Source organism: uncultured Winogradskyella sp., assembly GCF_947498005.1.
Taxonomy (GTDB): domain Bacteria; phylum Bacteroidota; class Bacteroidia; order Flavobacteriales; family Flavobacteriaceae; genus Winogradskyella.
The window spans coordinates 195,690-216,701 of sequence record NZ_CANMIW010000003.1 but is presented as its reverse complement, the minus strand read 5'-3'; the positions used below and the strand labels follow the sequence as shown (position 1 = coordinate 216,701).

At 31.7% G+C, this 21,012-nt stretch carries 21 protein-coding genes; 16 read left to right on the top strand and 5 right to left on the bottom strand.

What is annotated here, in order from left to right:
• The first annotated feature begins 47 nt into the window (after positions 1 to 47).
• The 9 genes from hisC (at position 48) to Q0891_RS06745 (ending at position 11,570) form a co-directional block, all read left to right on the top strand.
• A complete protein-coding gene (gene hisC, locus Q0891_RS06785; RefSeq protein WP_299100057.1) occupies positions 48 to 1,091 on the top strand; it encodes a histidinol-phosphate transaminase in 1,044 nt (347 codons plus the stop codon).
• A gap of 91 nt (positions 1,092 to 1,182) precedes the next feature.
• Positions 1,183 to 2,316, top strand: a complete 1,134-nt coding sequence (gene hisB / locus Q0891_RS06780) for a bifunctional histidinol-phosphatase/imidazoleglycerol-phosphate dehydratase HisB (RefSeq protein WP_299100055.1) — start codon at positions 1,183 to 1,185, stop codon at positions 2,314 to 2,316.
• 89 nt (positions 2,317 to 2,405) lie between these two features.
• Positions 2,406 to 2,987 carry an imidazole glycerol phosphate synthase subunit HisH gene (gene hisH, locus Q0891_RS06775; RefSeq protein ID WP_299100053.1) on the top strand — a complete coding sequence of 194 codons (582 nt, stop codon included), beginning with the start codon at positions 2,406 to 2,408 and terminating at the stop codon, positions 2,985 to 2,987.
• Positions 2,988 to 3,052: 65 nt separating this feature from the next.
• Positions 3,053 to 3,778 (top strand): 1-(5-phosphoribosyl)-5-[(5-phosphoribosylamino)methylideneamino]imidazole-4-carboxamide isomerase, encoded by a 726-nt coding sequence (gene hisA, locus Q0891_RS06770; protein ID WP_299100050.1) that lies wholly within the window; start codon positions 3,053 to 3,055, stop codon positions 3,776 to 3,778.
• An 89-nt stretch (positions 3,779 to 3,867) separates the two neighbouring features.
• Positions 3,868 to 4,623 carry an imidazole glycerol phosphate synthase subunit HisF gene (gene hisF / locus Q0891_RS06765; protein WP_299100048.1) on the top strand — a complete coding sequence of 252 codons (756 nt, stop codon included), beginning with the start codon at positions 3,868 to 3,870 and terminating at the stop codon, positions 4,621 to 4,623.
• Positions 4,624 to 4,661: 38 nt separating this feature from the next.
• Complete coding sequence (gene hisIE, locus Q0891_RS06760; RefSeq protein WP_299100046.1) at positions 4,662 to 5,309, top strand: bifunctional phosphoribosyl-AMP cyclohydrolase/phosphoribosyl-ATP diphosphatase HisIE; 648 nt, start codon at positions 4,662 to 4,664, stop codon at positions 5,307 to 5,309.
• A 116-nt stretch (positions 5,310 to 5,425) separates the two neighbouring features.
• On the top strand, positions 5,426 to 8,539 hold the full coding sequence (locus Q0891_RS06755; RefSeq protein WP_299100044.1) for a zinc-dependent metalloprotease: 3,114 nt from the start codon (positions 5,426 to 5,428) through the stop codon (positions 8,537 to 8,539).
• 418 nt (positions 8,540 to 8,957) lie between these two features.
• On the top strand, positions 8,958 to 10,598 hold the full coding sequence (locus Q0891_RS06750; protein ID WP_299100042.1) for a T9SS type A sorting domain-containing protein: 1,641 nt from the start codon (positions 8,958 to 8,960) through the stop codon (positions 10,596 to 10,598).
• Positions 10,599 to 10,784: 186 nt separating this feature from the next.
• Positions 10,785 to 11,570, top strand: coding sequence for a tRNA pseudouridine(38-40) synthase TruA (locus tag Q0891_RS06745; protein ID WP_299100040.1), 786 nt, complete (start codon positions 10,785 to 10,787; stop codon positions 11,568 to 11,570).
• Positions 11,571 to 11,640: 70 nt separating this feature from the next.
• Here Q0891_RS06745 and Q0891_RS06740 read toward each other — a convergent pair whose 3' ends face one another.
• The gene (locus Q0891_RS06740; protein WP_299100038.1) at positions 11,641 to 12,054 is read right to left on the bottom strand and encodes a hypothetical protein; all 414 of its coding nucleotides are present in this window, start codon (positions 12,052 to 12,054) and stop codon (positions 11,641 to 11,643) included.
• Between the two features lie 136 nt (positions 12,055 to 12,190).
• The gene (locus tag Q0891_RS06735; protein ID WP_299100035.1) at positions 12,191 to 12,412 is read right to left on the bottom strand and encodes a hypothetical protein; all 222 of its coding nucleotides are present in this window, start codon (positions 12,410 to 12,412) and stop codon (positions 12,191 to 12,193) included.
• A gap of 296 nt (positions 12,413 to 12,708) precedes the next feature.
• Between Q0891_RS06735 and Q0891_RS06730 the strand changes: the two genes are divergently transcribed.
• The 3 genes from Q0891_RS06730 (at position 12,709) to Q0891_RS06720 (ending at position 14,663) form a co-directional block, all read left to right on the top strand.
• A complete protein-coding gene (locus Q0891_RS06730) occupies positions 12,709 to 13,617 on the top strand; it encodes a mechanosensitive ion channel family protein (protein WP_299100033.1) in 909 nt (302 codons plus the stop codon).
• A 111-nt stretch (positions 13,618 to 13,728) separates the two neighbouring features.
• Complete coding sequence (locus Q0891_RS06725) at positions 13,729 to 13,893, top strand: hypothetical protein (protein WP_299100031.1); 165 nt, start codon at positions 13,729 to 13,731, stop codon at positions 13,891 to 13,893.
• 92 nt (positions 13,894 to 13,985) lie between these two features.
• Positions 13,986 to 14,663, top strand: coding sequence for a DUF2461 domain-containing protein (locus tag Q0891_RS06720; RefSeq protein ID WP_299100029.1), 678 nt, complete (start codon positions 13,986 to 13,988; stop codon positions 14,661 to 14,663).
• A 5-nt stretch (positions 14,664 to 14,668) separates the two neighbouring features.
• On the opposite strand, the gene Q0891_RS06715 is transcribed toward Q0891_RS06720, so the two are convergent.
• The gene (locus Q0891_RS06715) at positions 14,669 to 15,085 is read right to left on the bottom strand and encodes a glyoxalase (RefSeq protein WP_299100027.1); all 417 of its coding nucleotides are present in this window, start codon (positions 15,083 to 15,085) and stop codon (positions 14,669 to 14,671) included.
• A gap of 198 nt (positions 15,086 to 15,283) precedes the next feature.
• Between Q0891_RS06715 and Q0891_RS06710 the strand changes: the two genes are divergently transcribed.
• A complete protein-coding gene (locus Q0891_RS06710; protein ID WP_299100025.1) occupies positions 15,284 to 15,676 on the top strand; it encodes a hotdog domain-containing protein in 393 nt (130 codons plus the stop codon).
• Between the two features lie 2 nt (positions 15,677 to 15,678).
• Here Q0891_RS06710 and Q0891_RS06705 read toward each other — a convergent pair whose 3' ends face one another.
• Together Q0891_RS06705 and Q0891_RS06700 are read right to left on the bottom strand one after the other, a co-directional pair.
• Complete coding sequence (locus tag Q0891_RS06705) at positions 15,679 to 16,911, bottom strand: mechanosensitive ion channel domain-containing protein (RefSeq protein ID WP_299100023.1); 1,233 nt, start codon at positions 16,909 to 16,911, stop codon at positions 15,679 to 15,681.
• Positions 16,904 to 17,200 (bottom strand): DUF3817 domain-containing protein, encoded by a 297-nt coding sequence (locus Q0891_RS06700; protein ID WP_299100020.1) that lies wholly within the window; start codon positions 17,198 to 17,200, stop codon positions 16,904 to 16,906. The genes Q0891_RS06705 and Q0891_RS06700 overlap by 8 nt, the downstream gene beginning before the upstream one ends.
• 135 nt (positions 17,201 to 17,335) lie before the next feature.
• Here Q0891_RS06700 and Q0891_RS06695 point away from each other — a divergent pair, with 135 nt between their 5' ends.
• The 3 genes from Q0891_RS06695 to Q0891_RS06685 all read left to right on the top strand — a co-directional run bounded on the left by Q0891_RS06695 (position 17,336) and on the right by Q0891_RS06685 (position 20,967).
• On the top strand, positions 17,336 to 19,807 hold the full coding sequence (locus Q0891_RS06695; RefSeq protein WP_299100017.1) for a zinc-dependent metalloprotease: 2,472 nt from the start codon (positions 17,336 to 17,338) through the stop codon (positions 19,805 to 19,807).
• A gap of 2 nt (positions 19,808 to 19,809) precedes the next feature.
• Positions 19,810 to 20,271: a DUF4251 domain-containing protein gene (locus tag Q0891_RS06690; RefSeq protein WP_299100016.1), complete on the top strand. Its 462-nt coding sequence runs from the start codon at positions 19,810 to 19,812 to the stop codon at positions 20,269 to 20,271.
• Positions 20,272 to 20,508: 237 nt separating this feature from the next.
• Complete coding sequence (locus Q0891_RS06685) at positions 20,509 to 20,967, top strand: cold-shock protein (protein WP_194241988.1); 459 nt, start codon at positions 20,509 to 20,511, stop codon at positions 20,965 to 20,967.
• Positions 20,968 to 21,012: the final 45 nt, after the last annotated feature.

The following is a 21,012-nucleotide window of genomic DNA, read 5'->3' as shown; positions in this document are numbered from 1 at the left end:
GTATCTCAACTAAACTAAAGATTCTGAAATAAATTCAGAATGACAATATGAAAAATTTCAACATAAATAATCTATTAAGAGATAACATTCGTAACATCAAACCTTATTCTTCCGCAAGAGATGAATATAAGGACATTACAGACGGAATGCTGTTTATTGATGCCAATGAAAATCCGTTTAATACAAACGTAAATCGTTATCCAGACCCTCAGCAAGTCAAATTGAAACGTCAATTAGCAGATTTAAAAGGAGTTTCAGAAAAAAATATCCTTTTAGGAAACGGAAGTGATGAAGTGTTAGACTTAATATTTAGAGCGTTTTGCGAACCAAATCGTGATAAAATTATTACGTTGCCACCAACTTACGGCATGTATTCTGTGTTGGCTAATATTAATGCGGTGGAGAATGTAGAAATTCAATTACAATCGGACTTTCAGCCGAATATTGAATCAATTTTAGAAGCTGCCAACAAGCAAACGAAGGTGTTGTTTTTGTGTTCGCCAAATAATCCAACAGCCAATAGTTTTGAAGCGAATAGAATAGAAGAATTATTACATAAGTTTAAAGGAATTGTAGTGATTGATGAAGCGTATATCGATTTTTCAAAAGAAGAAAGTTGGTTAAAACGTTTGCAAGAATTTCCAAATTTAATCGTAACACAAACCTTGTCTAAAGCTTATGGTTTAGCCGGAATCCGATTAGGAATTTGTTTTGCGTCTGAAGCAATTATATCTGTTTTAAACAAAATAAAACCACCATATAATATTAATCAACTAACGCAAGATAAAGCCTCAGAACGATTAAATACTATGGAAACAATAAAGGAAGAAGTTAGCACAATTTTATCTGAACGCGAATTATTAGCGGAAAAGTTAAAAGATATTTCACTTGTAGAAACAGTTTACTTATCAGACGCTAACTTTTTGCTAGTCAAGGTAGATGATGCTAATAAACGATATGCGGAATTAGTTAAAAAAGGAATTGTGGTAAGAAATAGAACAACTCAAGCTTTGTGTGAAAATTGTTTGAGGTTCACAGTTGGAACTCAGGTTGAGAATGAGAAATTAATCGAAGTATTAAACCAATTATAACAATGGTTGTCAGTCTTGCGAAGGCAGGAATCCAAAATGATAAACTATAATTTAAAATAGATTCCTGCCAACGCAGGAATGACAGATAAAGATGAAACCAGTATTATTCATAGACAGAGACGGAACACTAATTAAAGAACCTGCAGACGAGCAAATAGATTCGTTTGAGAAATTAGAGTTCTACCCAAAAGTATTTCAATATTTAAGCAAAATCGCTAAAGAATTGAATTTTGAAATCGTGATGATAACCAACCAAGATGGTTTAGGCACTGAGGTTTATCCTGAAGATACTTTTTGGCCAGTTCATAATTTTGTTCTAAAAACGTTTGAAGCTGAAGGTATAGTTTTTAAAGAACAGTTCATTGACAGAACATTTGCCAAAGACAATGCGCCAACCCGAAAGCCAAATACAGGCTTATTAACCAAGTATTTTTCTGAGGATTATGATTTAGCAAATTCATTTGTCATTGGAGACCGATTAACTGATGTAGAATTAGCTAAGAATTTAGGTGCTAAAGGCATTTTTATTAATGACAACACCAATTTAGGAACTGATGAAGTTACCGTTAGTAATGCTGAATTAGAAGACTACATCGCTTTAGAAACAAACGATTGGGAAGTTATTTATAAATTCCTGAAAACCACAGAACGTGTTGGTTCTATAGAACGAAACACCAATGAAACAAAAATTAAAATCGACCTAAATTTAGATGGAACCGGAAAAAGCAACATTGATACTGGTATTGCGTTTTTCGACCATATGTTAGACCAAATTTCGCGTCATGGTCAATTAGATTTAAACATTAAAGTTGATGGTGATTTAGAAGTTGATGAACATCACACTATAGAAGATACAGCAATCGCTTTAGGTGAAGTCTTTGCAACAACCTTAGGAAATAAACTAGGTATAGAACGTTACGGATTTTCTCTACCAATGGACGATTGTTTGGCGCAAGTAGGTATTGACTTTGGAGGTAGAAATTGGTTAGTTTGGGATGCGGAATTTAAACGTGAAATGATTGGGAAAATGCCAACCGAAATGTTTTATCATTTCTTTAAATCTTTTACAGATGGCGCAAAATGTAACCTTAATATTAAAGTAGAAGGCGATAACGAACATCATAAAATTGAAGCCATTTTTAAAGCCTTTGCAAAAGCGATTAAAATGGCTGTAAAGCAAGATGTTGAGAAAATGATTTTGCCGAGTACAAAGGGAATGTTGTAAAGATTTGTCATTCCTGCAAAAGCAGGAATCCACTTTAAAGAATTAAATAATTAGATTCCTGCCTTCGCAGGAATGACAATAAATTGTCAATGAAATTATCAATAGTAAATTACGGAGCAGGAAACATAAAAAGCATCCAATTCGCCTTTAAGCGATTAGGTGTAGAAGCTGTTTTAAGTAACAATCCAGATGAAATTATTGCTTCAGATAAAGTGATTTTTCCAGGAGTAGGCGAAGCGAGTTCAGCAATGAAAATGCTTAAAGAAAGTGGTTTATACCAATTGATTCCAACATTAAAACAACCGGTTTTAGGTATTTGTTTGGGTATGCAGCTTATGTGCAACCACACTGAGGAAGGCGATACTAAAGGTTTAGGGATTTTTAATACTGAAGTGAAACGGTTTTCAAACAAGGTCAAAGTGCCTCAAATGGGTTGGAATACCATTTCAAACTTAAAATCTGATTTATTTAAAGATATTAAGGATAACGAATTTATGTATTTGGTACATAGTTATTATGCTGAAAACTGCGATGAATCCATTGCCACATCAAATTACGAATTAGAATATGCTTCGGCATTAGAAAATGATAATTTTTATGGCGTTCAGTTTCATCCAGAGAAAAGTGGGAAGGCAGGAGAGAAGATATTAAAGAATTTTATTGAATTATAAAGCTATTTGCCCTTAGCTGTTAGCCCTTTGCTAAAAGTTAAAAGCCAAAAGCTAAAAGCTAAAAGATGAGAATAATACCAGCAATAGATATCATAGAAGGAAAGTGCGTAAGACTTACAAAAGGCGATTACGACACTAAAAAAATATATAACGAAAATCCATTAGAAGTAGCTAAATCGTTTGAAGACGCAGGTATTGAGTATCTTCATGTGGTGGATTTAGATGGTGCAAAAGCAAGTCATATCGTAAACTATAAAGTTTTAGAAAGCATTGCAACTAAAACTAATCTTAAAATAGATTTTGGTGGAGGCTTAAAATCTGACGAAGATTTGAAAATCGCATTTAATTCTGGAGCCAATCAAATTACAGGAGGAAGCATCGCAGTAAAGAATCCAGAAGTTTTTCAAAACTGGATTTCAAAATTTGGAGCAGAGCGCATCATTCTTGGAGCCGATTGCAATAACGAAAAAATAGCGATTAGTGGATGGCAAGAAGAGAGTACGTTAGAAGTGATTCCTTTTATTAAAGACTATCAAGCTAAAGGTATTCAGTATGTGATTTGTACAGATATTTCAAAAGATGGTATGTTAGAAGGGCCAAGTTTTGAGTTGTATAAGAGGATTTTAGAGGAAAATAAGAATATAAAGCTTATTGCTTCTGGTGGTATTTCAAAATTTGATGAATTGCCTCAACTTAAAGAAATGGGTTGCGAAGGTGTAATCATTGGTAAAGCCATTTACGAGAATAGAATTAGTTTAAAAGAATTAGAGAATTTTATAATTAATGGGTAATCAAATTGTTGTCATTCCTGCGTAGGCAGGAATCCACTTTGAAGAATAAAATAATTAGATTCCTGCCTTCGCAGGAATGACAGAAAACTATGTTAACAAAAAGAATAGTACCATGTTTAGACATTAAAAACGGGAGAACCGTTAAAGGTGTCAACTTTGTAGATTTAAGAGATGCAGGCGACCCAGTTGTACTGGCAAAGCAATATGCAGATTTAGGAGCAGATGAATTGGTGTTTTTAGATATTGCTGCGACTTTAGAAAATCGAAGAACCATGCATGACATGGTTTTAAAAGTAGCTGAACAAGTCAATATTCCATTTACTGTGGGTGGCGGAATATCGTCTGTAGAAGATGTTGATGACTTACTACATTGTGGAGCAGATAAAGTATCTATTAATTCTTCGGCTGTAAAACGACCAGAATTAATTAATGAGTTATCTCAAAAATTTGGAAGTCAATGCGTTGTTGTAGCTATTGATGCCAAACAAGTTGATGGAGAATGGTTGGTGCATTTGGCAGGCGGAACCATTCCAACAGAAATAAGATTGTTCGATTGGGCAAAGGAAGTAGAAAAACGAGGCGCAGGAGAGATACTATTTACGTCTATGAATCATGATGGTACAAAAGCCGGATTTGCAAATGAAGCTTTAGCACATCTATCTGATTTGGTTAATATTCCTATTATAGCTTCAGGTGGTGCAGGAACCATTCAACATTTTGTAGATACCTTTAAAGAAGGTAAAGCAGATGCGGCATTAGCAGCGAGTGTGTTTCATTTTGGAGAAATACCAATTTTAGAATTAAAAGAAGAATTAAAAAATAAAGGAATTCCTGTAAGAATATAAATGTCATTCTGAACAAAGTGAAGAATCTCACAATTAATATGAGATTTCTCGTCGCTTTGCTATGTCGAAATGACAAAAAAGAAATAATTATGAACGTAGATTTCAATAAAAGCCCAGACGGTTTAGTGCCAGCTGTAATTCAAGATGCAGTAACAAACAAAATATTAATGCTAGGTTATATGGATGCTGATGCATTAAAGAAAACCATTGATACTAAATTAGTCACATTTTTCAGCAGGTCTAAGCAGCGACTTTGGACTAAAGGTGAGGAGAGCGGTAATGTTTTAAATTTAGTAGACATAAAACTAGATTGTGATAGCGATGCTTTATTAGTAAAAGCAAATCCTGCAGGTCCAACATGCCATAAAGGAACAGATACGTGTTGGAACGAATCTAATGTTCAAACTTATGGTTTCATTTCAGAATTAGAGGACACTATTACATCAAGAATAAAAGCAGGTAACTCTGAAAAGTCTTATGTAGCTTCTTTATTTGAAAAAGGCATTAATAAAATTGCCCAAAAAGTAGGAGAGGAAGCTGTAGAAGTTGTTATTGAAGCGAAAGACGATAATGATGATTTGTTTTTAGAAGAAAGTGCAGATTTATTGTTTCATTATTTAATGTTACTACAGGCAAAAGGGTTTAAATTAAATGATGTGGTTGACGTATTGTTAAAGAGAAATTAAAATCTTTGCATATAATTTAAATTTTTAAGAATAAATGTAAATTTTAAACGTATTATCGTTTAAATAAGTATTTTACGGAATAATTTTGTTAAAAATAACTCTTTTATTTCTTTAATATGTATCGTTTCAATCTTGCTCTTGCACTATTAATTGCTTTTACTTTTTCAACATTTTCTGAAGCTCAACAGAAATGTGCTACTGACATAAAAAGACAAGAATTGCTTTTAGATCCTAATTTTGTTGAATTAGAAAGGTTAACTGAGGAAAAGGCTATGGAGGCTTTAAAAAATAGAGACCTATCTAAAATGACAAATGTCTTAACAATACCAGTTGTTATACATGTTTTGCATTTAGGAGAGGCAGAAGGTGTAGGCTCAAATATATCAGATGCTCAAATACAAAGTAGCATAGATAATCTTAATGATTATTATCGTGGTCAAATTCCAACAAGTGCAGTGGACTTTGAGATTGAATTTGTATTAGCACAACGAGATCCCAACTGTAACGCAACAGATGGAATTCTGAGAGTTGATGCTTCAGGATTACCTGGTTATTCTGATTATGGTGTAAATGTTTCAAATAGTAATGGAGCTGATTATTCGGATATTGTAACATTTAGTAGTTGGCCTAAAAATGAATATTTCAACATATGGATTGTCACGGAATTAGATAATAATGATGGCGGATATGGCTATCAAGGCTACGCCTATTATTATGGTGAAAATTATACGAATCATGGCTCTGTAATGATGGCTTCCGTTTTTGGTTACGACCCAGGAAATACAAATGGTTGGGGATTAAATTCAAATGGAGATAATAGTACTGTAGTTCATGAAGCAGGTCATTATTTAAATTTACATCATACATTTATTGGTGATGGTATAGGAAATGATTGCCCATTAGATGCTGTTGTTGGTACAGATAGTGATGGTTGTGCAGATACAGTGCCACATAGAAGAGAAACAAGTACATGTCCTGTAATTAATAGTTGTACAGGACTGCCTTGGGTAGATAGCAATACCATCAATAATATAATGGGTTATTATAGCTGTTCAGACCGACTTACAAACGATCAAAAAACTAGAGTAAGAGGGATAATGGAAGGCACATTGATTGTTAAATCTAAAGGAGCTACGCCATTAGATCCGAGTTATATTGCTCCTATGACAGCATGTAGCACTAATTCTTCTCCTTCTGTATATGCCGGAATATTAAGCGTAGAGTTAAATGGAAATATTGAATCATCTTCATATTCACAAAATGATGGTGGAAACATAGATCTCGCTTCTTGTTCAAATTCTTTTATTATAGATGCATCGGTTTCTAATACTTTAAATGTAGGAATGTATACTAATAATTTTCAACAATTAGGTGTGTGGATAGACTGGAATAATGACGGAGATTTTGACGATGATTCTGAATTTCAGCATTTTTCTCAAGATATATCTGCTAACGCAACTGTACCTATCGTGTTAAGCTATCCAACAGCAATACCGTATGGAGACTATGTGAGAATGCGATTAATAACCGATGTAGATGATGGTTATACTGGTGTAGGTCTAATTAATTCATCATGTTATTCGTCGTTAATCTATGGTCAATCAGAAGATTATTCAATTTATGTGGAATCCAATGTAAATACAACGTATACTTATAATAATGGTTGGTCACCAACCAACCCAATAGGTGTATCAAATTCTTCGGATACATTCATAATTGAAGCAGGTACTGCAAATATCTCTGCTAATACAAGTTGTAATACGGTTTCGGTAGATCCAGGAGCAGCCCTTACTATAGATTCGGGAGTAATACTTTCTACTTCTTTAGTGACATTAAATTCTACTTCACAACAATTTTCTAGTTTAATTTCGGATGGCTCTATAACAGGTTCAGTTGTGTATAATAGATATGTGTCCTTGGTAGGATTTGAAATTGGTGGAACTAACGATTTAATTTCTGCTCCAATATCTGGACAACTTTTTCCTGATTTTGCAACATTAAATGTTCTTAATTTGCCAGCTTCACTTTTAGTTAGAGCATTTGCACCTTACAATACAGCTGCAGGTGAATACCAAAATTATGATATTGTAACTAATTTACTAACCACAATCGAAGCTGGTAAAGGTTATAGAACTGCTACCACTGATGGAGGAACATTATCATTTATTGGTTCTCCAATTAATACTGATGTATTAGATATACCTATAACAGATGCTTCTGCTGGCTTTGCTTGGAATTTAATAGGTAACCCTTATCCATCTTATATTGATTTTGAAGACTTTTTCACTGAGAATTCTACTGAACTTGCTACTGGAACAGCTTTTCAGGCTGTATATGGTTATGATGGTGATGCCAATGATGGATGGACGGTTTGGAATTTAGCAACTATTGCAAACACAACAGTAACAGAGTTAATTGCTCCAGGACAAGGGTTTTATGTGAAATCTAAATCTGGAGGCGGATTAATTGATTTTACCACAAGTATGAGGCGTGTTGGAACGTCGGATGATTTCATTGCTGGTAGAAGTTCAAATTCTAATGTTGCATTTTGTAAGCTAAATTTAACTAGTGATTTTAAGACTGTTTCGACAGAAATCTATTTTATTGAGGGAACTACAAGAGGATTAGATTCTGGTTACGATGCAGGTTCTTATAGAGGTAGTGCTGGTCAGTTCTCAATATTCTCTAACTTAGTAGAGGATAATGAAGGGTTAGACCTCGCTATACAATCGTTACCATATAATGATTTAAACAATACTATAGTACCTATAGGTATTAACTCAACTGCGAATGAACAAATAACAATTTCAATTGATAGCTTTTCTAACATACCAACAGATGTAAATATTTATTTCAATGATACTTTAGAAAATACGTCAGTATTATTAAATACAGGTGAATATAGTTTTACACCATCTCAAGATCTTTTTGGTACAGGACGTTTTTATATTCAATATGCCACTCAATCATTATCAGTCAATTATAATGAATTAAACAACCTTACTATATTTACAGAGCAATCTACTAATAGCATAGTAATTGATGGATTATTGAACTCAGGCAGTATAGCTCAGTTATATGACATACAAGGACGTTTTGTACTCAATAAACAATTAAATTCTTCCAATGTTTCTAATAGGATAAACGTGTCTTCGTTAAGTACTGGTATCTATATATTAAAAATTTCAGACCAAAATAACTTCAAAACTAAAAAAGTAGTACTAAAATAAAATCTATAAAATAAATTAATATTGAGGCTACTTATATATTAGTGGCCTTAATAATTTTACGTAGTTATAAATAGTATATAGGCTCAAATATAATTAATAGAAAGTTTACAAGACTTTCAATATATACATAAACAATTGTTTAATAAGGCTATAATGGCGTTTTTTAGTGGTTTGGATCCTTTTTAAGTACTGCATATTGGCTAATAAGCAGACAATCCATTAAGTCGTGGACTTCATCGATGAACTACTTTTTTAGACGTTTAACCGTTTATCGAACAAATATACCTTTTGTCGGATTTTTGTATCTTTAATCGATTAAATAATTTTTTTAATCGATTTTTTTTGCGTTTAATCGATTGTATGTGAATGTTTTATAATTTTGAACCAGAAATTTAACCTAACTTAAATATCAAATATTATGAAATTCAAAAAAATTACTTTACTTGCGTTATTAACCCTTTCTTTAACAAATCTTATTGGTGCTCAAACTGATTATACTTATATCGATGGTATTAGGAGTCCTTCAGGTGTTATTACATCAATAGATAATTTAATCATTCAGTCTGGTACTTTAAATATAAATACTAATATGACTGTTGCAACCATTACTGTAAAACCAGGATCTATTTTAACTGTAGAGACAGGAGTTACTTTAACAGCCACTTTAATAGATCTTGAATCTACATCATCATCATATTCTAGTTTTTTATGTGAAGGAACTTACATTGGTTTAGCTAACTACCATAGACATACAGAACAAATTGGTACTAATGATTTAATCTCAGCACCAGTTTCGGGTCAAGCCTTTGCAGCTTTTGCTACTGTTAATACGAACTTAGCATCTTCAGGAAACCTTAGAGCTTTTGGACCTTTTGATACGTCTTTAGGATCTTATATTAATTATGATGTCTTAGGTAATGCTACCACTTTTATAAGTGCAGGACAAGGATATAGAGCTGCGACAACTGATGGCGCTGGATTAACCTTTACTGGTACGGTTGAAACTGGTGATGTTTTAGGAATTCCTATTTCTGATGGAGCCTTTGGAGCTCAGTGGAATTTAATAGGAAACCCTTATCCTTCTTACATTGATTTCGAAGCGTTCTTTGATCATAATAAAACTCAGTTTCAGACAGGTGCTTATCAAGCTATATATGGTTACGATGGTGATGCCTCAGACGGATGGGTAATTTGGAACCAAGCAGTTATTGATTCTCCTATAACAACAGAAAAATTAGCTCCAGGTCAAGCGTTTTTTGTAAAGTCTAAAATGGGAGGAGGATCAGTTGATTTTACAGCTTCTATGCGTACTACTGGAACTTCAGATGATTTCATCGCAGGAAGATCAGAAACAACTTCACCTCACCATGGATATATTAAATTAAATTCTAGTTCTGATGGTTCTAATTTTAGTACCGATATATACTTCAATAGTAATGCAACAAGCAGCTTTGATCCAGGATATGATACAGGTCTTTATGGACAAACGGCTCCAGAATTTTCAATATACTCTAATTTAGTTGAAGAGAATACAGGTGTAGCTCTTGCTATTCAGGCATTAAATCCAGATTCTATGTATGATGCTGTAGTGCCATTAGGTGTTAATGCTTTACAAGGTCAATTAGTTACTATTAGTATTTTAGATACTGATATGCCAGATAATGTAGAAATCTATTTAGAAGATACATTAAATAATACGTCAACATTATTAAATACAAATGATTTTGTTTTCACTCCAGAATCAGATATTTCAGGAACAGGTCGTTTTTATCTTAACTATACTACTAACGCATTGAGTGTAGTGGATTCAGAATTAGAAGCGATTAGTATTATTTCTAATAATAATAATGAAACAATTGAGATAAAAGGACAGTTATATAGTGATACAAAAGCCGAATTATATGATACAAATGGTCGTTTAATATTAGAAAGCGCCTTAAATTCAAAAAGTACAACTCAAATTTTAGATGTTAAATATTTAACTCCAGGAGTTTATATCCTTGCATTAAATGGAAATAAAGCAAATGAAAAGAGAGTAGAAAAATTAATTATAAATTAAATGATTTTATTGATTGTTAGTTAAGTTGTTGTTTATTTAATAGCTACCATAATCGATGCCCTAACCCAGATTATGGTAGTTTTTAAAAAAAATGAATAGAGTTATCTCTGTTCATTTTTTTGTTTTTTACAATTTTAAAATTCAGAATACTTTTGGAATTTAATTTAAAATAACGTTCTTGTTAAGATGTTTGATAAACGTTATTATTACCTCATTAAAATTCAATATCTAGGTTATCGTTTTCATGGTTGGCAAAAACAACCTGATGTAAAAACGGTTCATTTAATGATAGATCGTACTTTAAAGTACATTCTTAAAGATGTAAAATTTAAAACATTAGGCGCTGGGAGAACTGATGCTATGGTTTCTGCAAATGAAGCGGCTTTAGAATTGTTTATATATAATCAACCTATTCTAGATTTTGTAGAATTCTTAGATCTATTTAATCATAATTTGCCTCAAGATATTAGAGCTTTATCCATTAAAGAAGTTGATAATAAATTTAATGTTATTCAAGATTCAAAGTTAAAAGAATATCACTACGTATTTTCTGAAGGTAGAAAAAACCACCCATTTTGTGCACCAATATTAACAACAATATTAGAACCTCTAGATGTTGATTTAATGAAGAAAGGAGCAAAACTATTTGAAGGTTCTCATAATTTTAAAACCTACTGTTATAGAGCAACAGATAAAGGAGAGTACTATAGAGCAATCGAGGTTTCAGAAATTGTTGACAATACTATTTATAAGGCTAATTTCTTCCCAGAATCATCATATGTTTTTAAAGTTATTGGAAAAGGCTTTATGAGAAATCAGATACGATTAATGTTTGGTTGCCTAATTAAATTGGGTCGAGGAGAAGTTACATTAGATTATATTGAATCTACCCTAAAGCCAGATAGTACAGAGGTTATGGACTACATAGCTCCCGCATCAGGTTTAATTTTACATTCTGTAGAATTTCAATAAATGTGTAATCACAAAAAAAGGTACTAGATTTACATCTAATACCTTTTTTTAATTGGTTGATTATTAAATTTCAATTAACCCATTGCTTTTTTATTGCAAGCTTTGCAAACCATATTAAAAATATGCATACTACGATTACCATAATAGGCATAATAATAGTGACTCCAGTCATATCAACAGTTGCAAATAAATAAACATGTTGAGTTATCGCACCTAACGCCGAAATAATAAAAAGCACATGTGCCCATTTTTTTCTAATTAATAAGGCTATACAGCCTAAAAAACCACAAAAAACAGCCAACGCAAATGCTGCTGTATACCAAGTAGGATATTCAATTAAATATTCTGCTTGTTGATCTGTTGGTAACTGAGCAATCATTTCATCAGTAACAAATGCTCTTGTTAAGTAAGCCATAACACCAGCACCATTCCAAAATAATGCTAATACACTCACTATCCAATACCAAATTGGAGGTTTGTTCATAGAGTTAATCATAATAAAGTTAATTAGTTAGTTAGCTATTAGTGAAATTTCACACCAAATCAATTAACAATTTATGAAAAAAATTGTAAAACTATGAATTGCAATATGTAATTAATTTATAATAAGGTTAAAAAGTTTAACCTACAACATGAAGCTTTGGCTCTTTGTTTACAAATTTTCCGTCAACAGATTCACCTAAGATTAGTACCTCTTTAGAACGTTCGTACATTTTAATTGCACGATGCATCTGTAATTTAGTACCACTGTATAGTTTAACACCTGATCTTGAGCCTTTATTTCTAATTTCAATATAGTAACCGTCCTTTAGTTTAGTTGGTCTTGTTGCTGGTCTACCCATAAATATTATATATGTTTTTAAAAGTAGTGCATAATAGCAAAAAATCTCACAACTCACAAGTTTATTATTGAACAATTGTCAACCACTTATCCACTATTAGTTTATCTCACTTATTTTAAATGTTTTCAGGGATTATTGTTTTGAGTTAAGACTTATTGCATTAGAGCAAATCAGATCAAACAAGGAATTGCACCTTTGTATTAAACCAATAATATTGGTCCAAATTGAGGCAGTTTTAAGATCTACGTCTATACCCATGTTTCTATTACATTAATATTTTAAAAACATTTAAATAAATGAAAGAGCAATTTAATACAGCGTTAGGAAATTTATATGAAAAATTAATCGGTTGGTTCAATGCCATTATTGAAAGCATACCGAATATGATACTAGCAATTGTCGTTATGGTTGCTGCATATTATGCGGCCAAATACGTCAGTAAGTTAGTAACTAAACTTATTGATAAAAGGGTGGAGCAAAAATCAATTAAAGGAGCAATATCTAGAGTCAGTGCAGTAATTGTGGTAGCACTTGGTTTATTCATGGCATTAGGAGTTCTAAATCTAGGAAAAGCTTTAACGTCATTACTTGCAGGTGCTGGTGTAGTTGGTTTAGCTATAGGTTTGGCACTTCAAGGCACACTTGCAAACACATTTGCAGGTTTAATTCTGTCTTTTAGAAAGAAAATACAAATAGGACATTGGGTAGAGACTACAGGGTATTCTGGAGAAGTGATGGATATAAATCTTAAAGATTTTACACTTAAAGAAGCAGATAACAACATTGTGATTATACCAAATAAGACAATTTTAGATAATCCACTAAAAAATTACTCACTTACCACAAAAATGAGAGTATTTATAGAATGTGGTGTAGGTTATGAATCTGATTTAGAAAAAGTAGAACAATTAACAAAAGGTGTTATTGCTAACACTTTCGATCAAGTTAAATCAGCTGATGATGTAGAGTTTTATTACACAGAGTTTGGTGGAAGTTCTATTAATTACTTATGTCGATTCTGGATTGATGCAGAAAGTATGCTAGAGAAAATGAGAGCAAAAACAAAAGCCATTATTGAAATAAAGAAAGCTTACGATAAGGAAGATATCAATATTCCATTCCCTATAAGAACATTACAGTTCGATAATAAGTTAGATGTTAAAGCCTCAAATTTAAAAGAAGCATTCGCTAATAATCAAAACTAATAATCTGTGTTTGCTTTATGTGATACAAGTTAATATAATACTCATAAGAGCAAACGTAACAATAATATCAATGCGATATTTGTAATATAATAATCAATAAAACAATTCAAAATGAAAAAATTAAGTTATTTATTTATAGCCTTATTCAGTTTAAGTTTATTAACTACAAGCTGCAGAGAGCAAAAAAGTACAGGAGAAAAAATTGAGGACGCTGTAGAAGATACAGGTGATGCTATGGAAGATGCAGCAGAAGATGCTGTAGACGATAATAAATAATAGTGTCTATTAAATACTAAAATTAAAAAGCCATCATTTCGATGGCTTTTTATATTTTTATAAAAATTAGATTATCAAATTTCAGACATATTATGAGTTATACAATACCTAAGGACGTCCTTAATTTTTTTAAAAAACTCGAAAAAAATAACGACCGTGAATGGTTTAATGATAATAAGCCCGAGTTTAAAACTATTGAGGCCAAAATGAAAACCATTTATAATCATCTGGGCGACTTAATGAATACCCATGATCAGATTGAAAAGATTAAAATCTTTAGGATATATAGAGATGTGCGTTTCTCAAAGAATAAATTGCCATATAAAACTCACTTTAGTGGCTCATTTGCAAGAAAAAAGCCAGAGTTAAGAGGTGGCTATTATTTACATATTCAGCCTAATAACGAATCGTTTATAGCAACAGGTTTTTGGCAACCTAGTAAAGAAGACTTATTAAGAATTAGAAAAGAGTTTGAAATGGACGACAGTGAGATGCGAGACATTCTAAACGACAATACTTTTAAATCAACTTGGGGGAATTTTGTGGGTGAGGAATTGAAAACAGCACCTAAAGGCTTCAATAAAGAACATTCTGCCATAGATCTAATACGTAAGAAGCAATTTATATTTACCAAAAACTACACAGATAAAGAAGTATTAGCAGATGGTTTTATTGAAGAAGTCAATGAATCTTTTAAAAACATAAGACCATTTTTTGATTATATGAGTGATGTACTTACCACTAACCTTAATGGAGAATCATTACTTTAAACAAATTATAAGTTTTGAAGCACTTCTTCAGAATTAAAAAGCTGAACACTCTGTATTAAACGTTCCTTTATAATATTCGTCATTCGTTTATTAAGAGCAGATGAGTTTTTAATGTATTCTTCATATTCATCAACCGTAAACTGACCTATAACCATTCCTTTTAAAGAATTTCTAAATTTTATGTCTTTTTGAATGGCATTAGAAATGTAATTCAATTGTTTATCTAAGTTTAAATCTAAGAAAACATTCTTATGTTTTCTGATATAATTTTTAAACACAGCTATTAATAAATCATGTTGTAATTTTATTATTGGTCTTAAAGTTTTATTCTGAAAGGACTCTTCTGCACTCGTAGTTTCATAGACTTTAGCAGATAATATTTGTGGTCTTATAGAGAGTAGGTTGTTCAATCTTGAAGCCATATTGAAAACATTAAGGATTAATACTCAACTAAATTAACTAATTAAGATACCGCTAAAATTAGAATAGCAGTTTCTTGTTAACGCTGTTATTAACAATGTGCATTTTAGTATCTAAAAAACGAATGAAGATTTGAAGAAAATTATTACTTGAAGCTTTACCTTTATAGTATAATTAAAATAAAAAAATAAAACATACATATGAGATTTCATACTAGAAAATGGGTCAAACCCGAAGATTTAAATCCAAATGGCTCCTTGTTTGGAGGACAACTTTTAGCTTGGATAGACGAAGAAGCTGCACTTTATACGATAATACAATTCGAAAATTCAAAAATTGTTACCAAATTCATATCCGAAATTAATTTTATGAGTTCAGCTGTACAAGGAGATATTGTTGAGCTAGGAATTGAAGTAATTAAGTTTGGCCAATCATCAATTACATTAAAATGCGAAGCTAGAAACAAAATGACTAGAGAGACAATTCTAACAGTAGATAATATAGTTATGGTAAACTTAGGAAAGGATGGCAAACCTAAGCCACATGGAAAAACTGAAATTGAATTTGTAAAAGATAGATTAGCCGATAAATAAACTTATTTACTTAAGGCCAACTCGTAAATTTCTAAATCAAAATACTTAACAGCCGCTAAAACGTGATCAAAAATATCACCTATTATAAACTCATAGTTTTCCCAACGTTGATCTTTACTAAAACAATAGATTTCCATTGGGATGCCTTGAGCAGTAGGCTCTAACTGACGTACCATCAATGTCATATTTTCATTGATAGCAGAATGGTTTTCTACGTAAGTTTGAAGATATTTTCTAAACACACCAAAATTGGTAAGATTAACTCCGTTGATCAAAACAGATTTATCTGCGCCATGTTCAGTATTATATTCAATGATTTCTTTTGATTTATTTTCTATATAATCGGAAACTAACTGAATTTTTTTAAGTTTTTCAATGTCTTCAGCATTCAAAAATTTAATCGTAGAAACTTTAATAATTACAGACCTCTTAATTCTACGACCACCAGAATCTTTCATGCCTCGCCAGTTTTTAAACGAATCAGAAATCAACGCATAGGTTGGAATGGTGGTAATAGTCATATCCCAATTCTGAACCTTTACTGTTGCTAAATTTATTTCGGTAACACCACCATCAGCGCCATATTTTTCAAAAGTAATCCAGTCGCCAATGCGTACCATATCGTTTATAGAGACTTGTATACTTGCTACAAATCCTAAAATGGTATCTTTAAAAATAAGGATAATTATCGCTGATGCTGCACCTAAAGTCGTGGCAAATTTTATAAATGAAATTCCGGTTAAAATAGCTATTGCAGAAAAACCTCCAATGAGCCAAGCAAAGATCATAAAGACTTGTATATAGCTATCTATAGGTTTGTCTTTATAACTGGATTTTGTTTTGAGGTAATCTTTTATAGATTTTAAAAAACTTCTAATAATACTTAAAGTAAGTACAATACCAATGACTCTAAGTGTTTTACTTATAAATGTTTCTGCGTATTCAAAATCTGAAAAAATTTGTGGTACAAATTCTATTAAAATAATAAGAGGCACAATGTGAGCTATATTTCTTGGCAACCTATTATCTACTAAAATATTATCGAAATTAGTTTTGGTACGTGCAGCTACTGCCGAAGAAAATCGCCAAAGTAAACGCTTTGTAATATAGTCTACTACAAATGCTATTATTAATACTGCCAACAATAATGCTAACATATTTATAAAAATAGCGGTTTCTACAGAGAGACCATTATCTATTAAAATATCGTATACAATGTGTCTAATATTAAGCACGACTCGTCTTATTTAAATATTTTTTTTCAATATAAAATGTACCAAAAGGTAGTATAGATGCAATTAATACAATCCATAAGGTACGTGTTGTCCATTTCATATCAGAACTAATTAGTACTGCCATGACAACGTAAATCATAAACAAGATACCATGAGGCATTCCTAACATTTTTACGTACTGAGGATCATCATAAAACCATTTTAAAGGAGACGCAATAAATAATAATAAGATATAAGATATACCTTCTAATAACGCAACAATTCTAAAAATAGGTAAGACTTTTAACATGGTTTAAATTTTGCTGCAAAAGTACTGTAGTTTGAAGAGATAAGAGTAGAATTTAACAGCTTTTAAGATTTTTTTTATAACTATAATTCTTTAAGTATCTTTAGCAAAATGATTCTTTAAAACACGTAACAATTCATGAAAAAAATCTTGACATTAGCTCTTAGTTCTCTAATTGTACTTTCTTGTGCCACTGCACAATCTACGGCTAAAAAGAAAAGTAATTCTAATACAACGCAAACCAAACCTCCATCAACTAAAAAGAAATCTGGTAAAATAAAAGCTTATAGCCAAGTAATTACTAAAGATGCAATAACCGATAAGGGATTATTTGATGTGCATTTAGTAGGCGAGAAGTATTTCTTTGAAATTCCAATGGAATATCTAAATACAGATATGTTGTTAGTGAGTCGTTTTGCCAAATTACCGTCTAACTTAGGAGGTGGTTATGTAAACGCTGGTACAAAAACTAATACAAGATTGATAAATTGGGAACGTTTTAAATCTAAAATACTAATTAAAGAGAAATCTTCAAGTGCAGTTGCATCAGATAGTTTACCAATTAATGTGTCTGTTAAGGCTAATAATTATGAGCCTACTTTATACGCTTTTGATATCGCAGCCTTTTCAAACGATTCAACATCAGTAGTTATTGATGTAACTAAATTTTATGGATCTGATGTAAAGTCCATAAGTGGTATGTCATCGCGACTGCGATCTGCCTATAAAGTTAAAAATTTAGATAAGAGTAGAAGCTTCATAAATTCTGTCAAAAGTTTTCCTGAAAACATAGAAGTTGTACAAGATTTCACATACAACGCGGTTAATCCTCCTGTAAATACAGGAGACGAAACGATTAGTGTACAAATGAATCAGTCGATGATTTTATTGCCTAAAATACCAATGCAACCTAGACATTTTGATGAACGTGTAGGTTGGTTTACGTTAAGTAAATACGATTATAGTAGTGAAGAATTAAAAGCTGACCAAAAAACTTATTTGAGACGCTGGAAACTTATACCAAAAGACATAGAAGCTTATAATAGAGGAGAGCTAGTTGAGCCAATAAAGCCTATAGTTTATTATTTAGATCCTGCAACACCAATGAAATTTAGATCTTATATGAAAGATGGTATAGAGCTTTGGCAACAAGCTTTTGAAGCTGCAGGTTTTAAGAATGCTATTATAGCTAAAGATCCACCAACTAAAGAAGAAGATCCAGATTTTAGCCCAGAGGATATTAGATACTCAGTAGTAAGATATGTTGCTAGTACTACAAGAAATGCTACAGGACCAAGTGTTTCAGATCCGCGAAGTGGCGAAATAATTGAAAGTGATATTATTTGGTACCATAATCATTTACGCTCTTATCGTAATCGTTATTTATTAGAAACAGGTGCAGCAAATCCTTCTGCAAGAACGTTAAATACACCAGATGAAGAAATTGGAGAAATGATGAAAATGGTAATTGCACATGAAGTCGGTCACACTTTAGGTCTGCCACATAACATGAGTGCAAGCTACGCTTATGATGTAGAGAGCTATAGAGATGGTGCTTTTACGCAAAAGAACGGAATTGCTGCGACTATAATGGATTACGCACGTTACAATTACATAGCGCAACCAGGTGATGAAAACATAAGGTTTGTTAGGCAGTTAGGACCTTATGATAATTATGCTATTAATTATGGATATAGATATATAGATGCATCAAAATCTGCAGATGATGAAAAAGAAACTTTAAATAAATGGATTATAGAGAAAGCAAATGATCCAATTTATAAATTTGGTAAGCAGAGTAGTCGTTTTGATCCAACAGCACAGACTGAAGATATAGGAAATAACAGCATATTAGCTAGTACTTATGGAATAAAAAACCTAAAAATTGTTGCTGAAAATTTACCGTCTTGGACAAGTGATAAAACTGATAACTATGAAGACTTAGAAGAACTTTACGGCGAATTGTTAAGTGTTTGGAGCCGTTATATTGGCCATGTCGTAACACACGTTGGTGGTGTTGTGGAAGATACAAAAAATCCATCGCAAGACGGTTTGGTTTATAATCCGGTAGATAAGGCTTATCAGAAATCTGCTATTCAATGGTTACATAAAAATGCTTTTGAAACACCAACATTTTTGATTGATAAAAGTATTCTTCAAAACATTGATTACGCGAGTTACACAGAAAAAATTAGACGTTACCAAGCCAGGCACTTAAATAACTTACTGAGTTTTGAACGTTTAGGACGTCTTATAGATCATGACGCATTAGATTCAAAAAACTATTCAGCATTAGAAATGCTTAGAGATTTAAGAAAAGGGATATGGTCTGAGACCAATTCTGGTAAAAATGTTTCAGTATTTAGACGTAACTTGCAACGTGTATATTTGGATGCTATGTTTAATTTAATGACAGAAGAATTAGATCCTAGACGAAGCAGACAATATTATAATGTCAATCAATCAGATGTTAGAGCCTTAGTTAGAGGCGAGTTAAATGTTGTTAAGCGCATGTTAACTTCAGCATCAAGAACTAATATTAACACTGAGACACAATATCATTATAAAGACGGTATTGAAAGAATAAATGCAATTTTAGACCCAAAATAATTATGAAAAAGTTAATTTTAATAGCCTTAATATTTAGTTTATCTGCTGGTAGTATTGTTACTGCACAGACTAAACAAACTCAAAAAGAAAGATTTCAACCTATCTATAATATCACGAAGTCTACCATAAAATCAGACAATTATCAATTTGTAGCGAATGTGATCTATAATGATGAAGGCAGAGAGACATTAGATGGTGAGCTTAATAATATTCAAATTAATAAATCATCTGTATCTGGTCGCTTAAATGGTTTTTCAAAAGATAGAATGATTTTATCAATAAATGAGGATAACAGTAAAATTAGCGTAGATTATAATGATGAAAAGCAGGAAGTTTTAATTGATATTGACGCCATATCGCACAAGATTACAATTGAAGTAAAACCCAATGGCAATGCATTTTTGGTCATTACAAAAATGGATGGTAACGAATTAAAGTATGGTGGTAAATTAGTTAAGCTTTAATTAAACTAATTATATCAAGTGTAACGTAATAGAAATTCTATTTTGTGTTGAGGACATTTTAATAATTGGTATAGAAATTGTATCTTTGCAACTGTCTTATTGAAGATATACTACAAAAAATAGCTTAATTTATAAGTTATTGTGCTAGATTTTAATACTATTCATTGTTAAGTTAATTAACTTGTTTGCATTACAATATTTTCAAAAGCACACATATATTAATTTTTAAAACTACGAATGGCTAAATCACAACAAACTTTTAGTAAAAGTGAAAAAGAAAAAAAACGATTAAAAAAACGAGAAGACAAGCGCAAGAAAATGGAAGCGCGTAAGCTTCAAAAGGAAGAGAATGGTTCAGGTGGAATTCCACTTGCTTATGTAGATCATAATGGTAATCTTACAGATACTCCACCAGATCCTTCAATGAAAGTAAAGGTTAAAGCCGAAAACATTGTTATTGGAATACCACAAAAAGACGATTCTGATGTAGAAGAATTTGATCCAATTAGAAACGGAAAAGTTTCTTTTTATGATAGTTCTAAAGGATTCGGATTTATAATTGATACAGAAACAAACGAAAAACACTTTACTCACGTTAGTGGTATCATTGACGATATTGCAGAAAACGATAAAGTGACTTTTGAATTAGAAAAAGGACAAAGAGGAATGAATGCCGTACGTGTAAAACAAGCTTAATTCTTTTACTTCTTATAAAATTGAAGGCCATTATCTTAGATAGTG